This window comes from Actinomadura soli (assembly GCF_005889715.1).
Taxonomy (GTDB): Bacteria; Actinomycetota; Actinomycetes; order Streptosporangiales; family Streptosporangiaceae; genus Spirillospora; species Spirillospora soli.
Window position 1 is genome coordinate 1 of record NZ_VCKW01000323.1, and the last position, 7,781, is coordinate 7,781.

Here is a 7,781-nt window from a genome sequence, read left to right on the forward strand (position 1 = left end):
GCGCGGAGGGGCCGCCCTTGAAGCTCGGAAGGTGGTCCTGCGGTCCTGCAGGTGTCCCTTCCGCGCCTGGCGCGGCGGACTCACGGTGGGCGCCCGGTTGCTCGGGTTCGCCGGAATCGCCGGGACGGGGGTTCTGCTGCCCGCCCGGCCTCTGCGACCCGGGTTCCGGTCGGGGCTGGCTTGGATTACTCACGCGACCTCATCAACAGGGGACAACGGTTAGTTGCCGAGGGGGCCGGGGTCACCCACCGGCTTTGAGCGGCTGTGCGCCGTCCGAAGCGTACTGCGCGGGCTGGTGAGCGGGAGGAGCAAGTGCACGGCGAAGGTACATCCTGGCTGGTCAACGCCCTGGCCGGACGCGGTGGCCGGTGATTCCTCCTTGTTCGTCTGCCGCCCGGGGCCCTGCTCCCGTGGCCGGGGACGTACAACATCGCCAGATGACTCCACGCGCAACTTTGACACACTTCCACCACATACACCCTGATTTCTCCGCTTTTTGTGGTCCATCCCGAGGGGCTCTGCGGAGATCCACTTGCCAGGACGGGCCGCACTACGTATCTTGTCGATGTATCGAGTCGATACATTCAGTCGATACATCGGATCGAGACATCCGGCTCTGCGGAGGTGGACGATGGCGGCCAGGAAGGGCGCGGGCGTGCTGGAGCTCGCCGTGCTCGGTCTGCTGCACGAGTCCCCGATGCACGGGTACGAGCTGCGAAAGCGGCTCAACACCCTGCTGGGCATGTTCCGCGCCTTCTCGTACGGCTCCCTCTACCCGTGCCTCAAGCAGCTGCTCGCGAGCGGGCTGATCATCGAGGACCGGCCGGAAGAGCCGAACACGGCGCTGGCGCTGCAGAGCCGCCGGTCGAAGATCGTTTACAAGCTCACCGCGGACGGCAAGGAGCGCCTCCAGCAGCTCCTGACCGAGTCCGGTCCGGCGTCGTGGGAGGACGAGGGGTTCGGCGTGCACTTCGCCTTCTTCTCGCACACCCGCGCCGACGTCCGGCTCCGGATCCTCGAAGGCCGCCGCAGCCGGCTGGAGGAGCGCCTGGAGAGCGTCCGCGCCGCCCTGGCACGGACCCGCGAGCGGGTCGACTCCTACACCCTGGAGCTGCAGAACCACGGGCTGGAGTCCGTCGAACGCGAGGTCAGGTGGCTCAACGAGCTGATCGGACGCGAGCGGGCCGAGCAGGAACAGCAAGCCAGATCTTCAGATACCAGGTCTTCAGAAACCACACAGGACATGCCTCGGGACGAGGGCCGCTGAGCGATTGCGGCCCGAAGACCTCGGGGTCGGGTGAAGAACACCACATGTTCCGCAAAAGAGAAGGAGCAACCGGATGGGTTCGGTGCGCGTAGCCATCGTGGGTGTGGGCAACTGCGCCTCTTCGCTCGTCCAGGGTGTCGAGTTCTACAAGGACGCGGCCCCGGAGACGCGAGTTCCCGGCCTGATGCACGTCCAGTTCGGCGAGTACCACGTCGGCGACGTCGAGTTCGTCGCGGCGTTCGACGTGGACGCCAAGAAGGTCGGGATGGACCTGTCCGAGGCCATCCACGCCAGCGAGAACAACACGATCAAGTTCGCCGACGTCCCGCCGACCGGTGTGACCGTCCAGCGCGGCCCCACCTTCGACGGCCTCGGCGAGTACTACCTGGACATGGTCGAGGAGTCGGACGCCGAGCCGGTCGACGTCGTCCAGGCGCTGAAGGACGCCAAGGTCGATGTCCTGGTGTCGTACCTGCCGGTGGGCTCCGAGGACGCCGACCGCTTCTACGCCCAGTGCGCGATCGACGCCAAGGTCGCGTTCGTGAACGCGCTGCCGGTGTTCATCGCCAGCGACCCCGAGTGGGCCCAGAAGTTCACCGACGCGGGCGTCCCGATCGTCGGCGACGACATCAAGTCGCAGGTCGGCGCGACCATCACGCACCGGGTGATGGCCCGGCTGTTCGAGGACCGCGGCGTTGAGCTGCTGCGCACCTACCAGCTCAACTTCGGCGGCAACATGGACTTCATGAACATGCTGGAGCGCAAGCGCCTCCAGTCGAAGAAGATCTCCAAGACGCAGTCGGTGACGTCGCAGATCCCGCACGAGATGGCGAAGGCGGACGTGCACATCGGCCCGTCCGACCACGTGCCGTGGCTGGACGACCGCAAGTGGGCCTACGTCCGGCTGGAGGGCAGGTCGTTCGGCGACACGCCCCTCAACCTGGAGTACAAGCTCGAGGTCTGGGACTCCCCGAACTCCGCCGGCGTGATCATCGACGCGGTGCGCGCCGCGAAGATCGCCAAGGACCGGGGCATCGGCGGGCCGATCCTGTCGGCGTCCTCCTACTTCATGAAGTCGCCGCCCGAGCAGTACAACGACGACCAGGCGCACCTCGCCGTCGAGAAGTTCATCCGCGGCGAGGTCGACCGCTGACCGCCGCCGCGTAGGACGGCCTTCGCCTTTAGCGGCGGTCTGGGGTTCGTCTCCGCGCAATGAGGCCGTGCACGGCCTCGTCACAGCATTCCCAAGGGACGCCCTGGCAGTGGACATCCACTGTCAGGGCGTCCTTACTTCTGCGAGGTTTCCGTAGAGCTTCTCTAGAGAAAACGGTGATGTACCGGTCCTTTGTCACCCTCTGGCCCTACTGTGACACCGTCGGTTACTGCGCGCCAGGTTTCGAGTCTTGAGGTGAGAACGCGATGGCACGCGACATGAACAAGGTGACGGCGGGGCTGACGGGGCTCGTGATCGGGCTGACGGGGTGCGCCGGAGGAGGTGACGACGCGTCCGCGGACGGGCGCCCCCGCGACGGCGGCACGCTGCGGATCGTCGGCTCGTCCGACGTCGAGCACCTCGACCCCGCGTCCGTCGCGAGCGTGGGCGCGTACGGGCTCGTCCGGACGTTCGCGCGCACGCTGTTCGGGACGCGCGCGTCCAACACCTTCCAGGAGACGATCCCGGTGCGGCCCGACGTCGCCGCGCGCATCCCGACCCGCGAGAACGGCGACGTCAGCAAGGACCACCGCACCTACACCGTGCGCCTGCGCACGGACGTCCGGTGGAACACGAAGCCGCCGCGGCCGGTGACGGCGCACGACTTCGTCCGCGGCTTCGAACGGCTCTGCAACCCGGCGTCGCCGTCCGGGGGGAGGGGCTACTTCACGTCCACGCTCAAGGGCATGGACGAGTTCTGCCGCGGCTTCGGCGCCGTCGACCCCCAGAACGCCGTAGCGATGGCCGCCTACCAGCGCGACCACGGGTTCGACGGGGTCAGCGCGAAGGACGACGAGACCCTCGTGTTCAGGTTAGAGCGCCCCGCCAGCGACTTCCTTCACCTGCTCTCGCTGCCGTCCACCGCCGCGGCGCCGCAGGAGTACGACCGCCACATCCCGGACGCACCCGAGTTCCGGCAGCACACGATCTCCAACGGCCCCTACCAGATCACCGAGTACAAACCGGGCATCTCCTACCGGCTCACCCGCAACCCGGCGTGGCGGCCGGAGAGCGATCCGCTCCGCGAACGGCATGTGGAGAAGATCCGCATCACGCTCGGGCAGGACTCGCCGGAGGCCGTCCAGCAGCAGATCGAGCAGGGTGTCGCCGACCTCGCGTGGGACCAGCCCGTCCCGACGTCCGCCATCCCCCGGCTCCGCGACGACCCCCGCTTCGCGATCATGGAGGCGCCGAGCAACAGCCCCTACCTGGTGTTCAACACGCGCAGCCCGAGCAACGGCGGAGCGCTCGGCAAGCGGGAGGTCAGGCAGGCGCTGGAGTACGCCGTCGACCGCAGCGCCCTCGTCAAGATCGTCGGCGGCCCGTCGGTGGCGAAGGCCCTGCACACGGTGATCCCGCCGGGCAGCGCCGGGTACGCGCCCGCCGACCACTACCCGACGCCGGGCGATTCCGGCGACCCCGCCAAATGCCGCGACCTGCTCGGCCGGACGGGCCACTCCGGCCTCACGCTGAAATTCCCGTACCGCACCAACAGCGTCCACAAGCTGATCGCCCAGTCCATCGCCGAGAACCTCGACGCCTGCGGCGTGAAGACCGAGCTCACCGCCGACTCCGGCGGCTCGTTCTACGCCGCCACCATCGCCACCCCCGCGAAGGCCGCAGCGGGCGAATGGGACATCGCCGCGCCCGGCTGGACGCCCGACTGGTACGGCAACAACGGCCGCTCGGTCATCCAGCCGCTGTTCGACGGCCGCGCCTACGGGCAGAACTCCACCAACTACGGCGGCTACGACAACCCGCAGGTCAACGCCCTCATCGACGCGGCGCTCACCGCACCCGACCCGGCCCGCGCGGCACCGTGCTGGCAGCGCGCCGACCAGAAGATCATGGCGGACGCGGCGATCGTCCCGCTGCTCAACCGCGCCCAGACGCTCTTCCGCTCGTCCCGCGTCCACGGCACCCGCTTCCTCCCCACCACCGCCGGCTACGACTACACCCGCCTCTGGCTGTCTTGATCGGCCTTTCTCTCCTCCTTCGGGCCTGGCGGCCCTCCATCGTCGAGAAACGCTCTGCGATCGCTGCATCGCTTCGTCTCGCCTGACGGCTCGCTCCGCGGGTTCTCGCAGGCTCGAACCCTGCCTTCGGACGCGATCGCAGATGTCGGGGTCGTTGCGAGGTTGCGGCGGGGGCTGATGTCAGCGCGATAGCGGGTACGGTTCAACCGGGCCTATCGCCTCGCGGCTGTTCAGCGTCGTGGGTCGGCGGTTCGGGGTCGGGGGCGGGAGAGCGCATACAGTGATCTGGTGAGAGCCGCCGAACTACCGGAGATTCTGCGAGGACGCGATTTCCGGCGCCTCTACGGAACGCGGCTCTCCTCGCAGCTGACCGACGGCGTCTTCCAGGTGGCTCTCGCGGGATACGTGTTCTTCTCGCCCGAGCGGCAGACGACCGCGGCCAAGGCGGCGGCGGCGTTCGCGGTGACGCTCCTGCCGTATTCGGCGCTCGGGCCGTTCGCCGGGGTGTTCATCGACCGGTGGCAGCGGCGGCAGATCCTGGTGTGGACGCCGATCCTGCGGGCCCTGCTGGTCCTGGCCGTCGCGGGCCTGGTGGCGGCCGGGCAGGACGGGGCGGTCTTCTTCATCGGCGTGCTCGCCGTCCTCGGTGTGAACCGGTTCTTCCTCGCGGCGCTGTCGGCGGCGCTTCCCCACGTGGTGCGGCGCGACCATCTGGTCACCGGGAACGCGTTCTCGGTCACGTCCGGGACGGTCATCGCGTTCCTCGGCGGCGGCTTCGGCTACCTCCTCCGGCGCGTCTTCGGCGCCGGAAACGACGGAACGGCCCTGATTCTCGTCTCGGCCGCCGGGCTGTTCCTCGCCGCCGGGATGATCGCGACGACGCTGCCGAAGCGGCTGCTGGGGCCGCACCCGTCGGAGGACGCCCTGCCCGGCGGCCCCCAGCCGGACGCGCCGCGCATCCGCGAGGCGCTCGCCACCGTGGTCGACGGCCTCGTGGACGGGGCGCGGCACATCGCGCGCCGACCGCAGGCGGCGCTGGCGCTCGGCGCGATCTCCTTCCACCGGTTCCTGTACGGCATCGTCCTGATCATGACGCTGCTGCTGTGCCGGAACCACTTCGCGAACGACCCGGACACGGGCCTGGAGAAGTTCGCGATCATGCTCGGGGTCTCCGGCGCCGGCTACTTCACCGCCGCGCTGATCACACCGGCGGTGGTGCGGCGGATCAGCAAGCAGGCGTGGGTGGCGTGGCTGCTCGGCTCGGCGGCGGTGAGCCTGCTCGCGCTCGGGATGCCGTTCGCCGAACGTCCCTGGGCGGCGGGCGCGTTCGTCCTGGGCGTCGTGTCGCAGGGCGTCAAGCTCTGCGTCGACACCACCCTCCAGGAGACGATCGAGGACGCCTATCGAGGCCGGGTGTTCGCCGTCTACGACATGCTGTTCAACGCCATGTTCGCCACGGCGGCCGCCGCGGCCGCGACCTGGCTCCCCTCAGACGGACGCGCAGGTCTCACCCTCCTGGCCGTCATCGCCGCCTACGCCGCGGGCGCCGTCGCCTACCGGACAGCCGCCGCCCGCAGCCCCGCCGCCCACGCCCTCCGCTAGCGCCCCCGGCGCGTTTTGTCGTAGGCACATGATGTGCTCATCTCATGACGCAGCGTTACGGCATGATCGCCATGAAGCCACTGCCTGGCCGGGGCCTGCATACGGAGAAAGGGCCGCACCCCCGGGCAGGGCCAAGCCCGCGGCTGAGCAAGGCAGCAAGCCCACGGCCACCGCCAAAACGGAGCCGACCGCGCGGCCCGGGGTGACTCGCGGGCGGCCTAGAGCGATTCGGCGATGGCGTTGAGCGCGCCTGCGATGTGGTGGACCTCGTCGTCCGTGCAGATGTACGGCGGCATCGTGTAAATCAGCTTGCCGAACGGGCGGAGCCAGACTCCGTGCGCCATGGCGATCTCCTGGACGGACGGGACGTCCACCGGCTCGCGTGCCTCCACGACCCCGATCGCACCGAGCACGCGGACGTCCGCCACACCCTTGAGAGCGGCGGCGTCGCGAAGCTCGCTCGTCAGGATCGCCTCGATGGTGTCGACCTCGTCCCGCCAGTCGCGCGACAGCAGCAGGTCGATGGACGCGGACGCGACCGCGGCGGCCAGCGGGTTGGCCATGTACGTCGGCCCGTGCATGAGGACGCCCGCTTCCCCCGACGTGATCCCGTGCGCGACACGGTCGGTGCAGAGGGTGGCCGCCATGGTCAGGTAGCCGCCGGTGAGGGCCTTGCCGAGGCACATGATGTCCGGGACGACCTCGGCGTGGTCGCAGCCCCACAGCTCACCCGTCCGGCCGAACCCGGTGGCGATCTCGTCCAGGACGAGAAGCAGCCCGTGCTCGTCGGCGATGTCCCGTAGCGCGCTCAGGTACTCCGGCGCGTAGAACCGCATGCCGCCTGCGCCCTGGACGACGGGCTCGACGATGATCCCGGCGAGTTCGTCCACGTGCTCGGCGGCCAGCCGCGACAGCCCGTCCAGGTACTCGGCGTCGGGTTCGGCGGAGTACCCGAGCGGTGGCGGCGGCGCGAACACGTGCCGGGCGAGGACGTCGCTGAACAGATGATGCATGCCGTTCACCGGGTCGCAGACGGCCATGTCCCCGAACGTGTCACCGTGATACCCCCCGCGCACGGTCAGCAGCCGGTGCTTTTCGGGCCGTCCCTGCGAGCGCCAGTACTGCAGCGCCATCTTGATCGCGACCTCGACCCCGACGGACCCGGAGTCGGCGAAGAACACCTTCGTCAGCGGCTCCGGCGTGATCTCGACGAGCCGCTCCGCGAGCCGCACGGCCGGCGGATGGGTGAGCCCGCCGAACATCACGTGCGCCATCTTGCCGAGCTGCCCGGTCACGGCCGCGTTCAGCTTCGGGTGGTTGTAGCCGTGCACGGCCGCCCACCACGACGACATCCCGTCGATCAGCTCGGTGCCGTCCGCGAGCGTCAGCCGCACACCGTCCGCCGACACCACCGGCTGGACGGGCGCGGACGCGGGCATCGGCGCGTACGGGTGCCAGATGTGCTCGCGGTCGAACTCCAGCATCCGCTCGGTCTCCCGCGGACTCATCCGCCCGAGCTGCAGCGGAATCATCACCCCCGCCCCCCATCGGCCTCGCCCACGGACGAGTCGCGCGCGGACGGGTCGCCCTCCGACAGGTCGCCCACGGACGAGTCGCCCTCGGACGGGGCGTCCTCGGACGGGGCGTCCTCGGACGGGTCGCCTGCGGACGGGGCGTCCTCGGATTGGTCGCTGGTGGGCTGGTCGGCGGTGGGGGGTGGGGG

Annotated in this window: 7 protein-coding genes; 4 read left to right on the forward strand and 3 right to left on the reverse strand. The window is 69.6% G+C overall.

Annotated elements, in window-relative coordinates; translation table 11 throughout:
• Positions 1 to 185: 185 nt before the first annotated feature.
• Positions 186 to 584, reverse strand: coding sequence for a DUF5318 family protein (locus ETD83_RS46205; RefSeq protein ID WP_138649813.1), 399 nt, complete (start codon positions 582 to 584; stop codon positions 186 to 188).
• Between the two features lie 47 nt (positions 585 to 631).
• On the opposite strand from ETD83_RS46205, the gene ETD83_RS36730 reads away from it, so the two are divergent.
• From ETD83_RS36730 to ETD83_RS36745, 4 genes are all read left to right on the forward strand, one after another.
• A complete protein-coding gene (locus tag ETD83_RS36730; RefSeq protein ID WP_138649814.1) occupies positions 632 to 1,267 on the forward strand; it encodes a PadR family transcriptional regulator in 636 nt (211 codons plus the stop codon).
• Between the two features lie 73 nt (positions 1,268 to 1,340).
• Positions 1,341 to 2,420 (forward strand): inositol-3-phosphate synthase, encoded by a 1,080-nt coding sequence (locus ETD83_RS36735; protein ID WP_138649815.1) that lies wholly within the window; start codon positions 1,341 to 1,343, stop codon positions 2,418 to 2,420.
• A gap of 266 nt (positions 2,421 to 2,686) precedes the next feature.
• Positions 2,687 to 4,456, forward strand: a complete 1,770-nt coding sequence (locus ETD83_RS36740) for an ABC transporter substrate-binding protein (RefSeq protein WP_230421429.1) — start codon at positions 2,687 to 2,689, stop codon at positions 4,454 to 4,456.
• 288 nt (positions 4,457 to 4,744) lie between these two features.
• Positions 4,745 to 6,058, forward strand: coding sequence for an MFS transporter (locus ETD83_RS36745; protein WP_138649816.1), 1,314 nt, complete (start codon positions 4,745 to 4,747; stop codon positions 6,056 to 6,058).
• A gap of 218 nt (positions 6,059 to 6,276) precedes the next feature.
• On the opposite strand, the gene ETD83_RS36750 is transcribed toward ETD83_RS36745, so the two are convergent.
• A complete protein-coding gene (locus ETD83_RS36750) occupies positions 6,277 to 7,590 on the reverse strand; it encodes an adenosylmethionine--8-amino-7-oxononanoate transaminase (protein WP_171064651.1) in 1,314 nt (437 codons plus the stop codon).
• The coding region (locus ETD83_RS43180) for a hypothetical protein (protein WP_205718075.1) at positions 7,590 to 7,781 on the reverse strand (192 nt) is incomplete at its 5' end. The genes ETD83_RS36750 and ETD83_RS43180, both read right to left, overlap by 1 nt.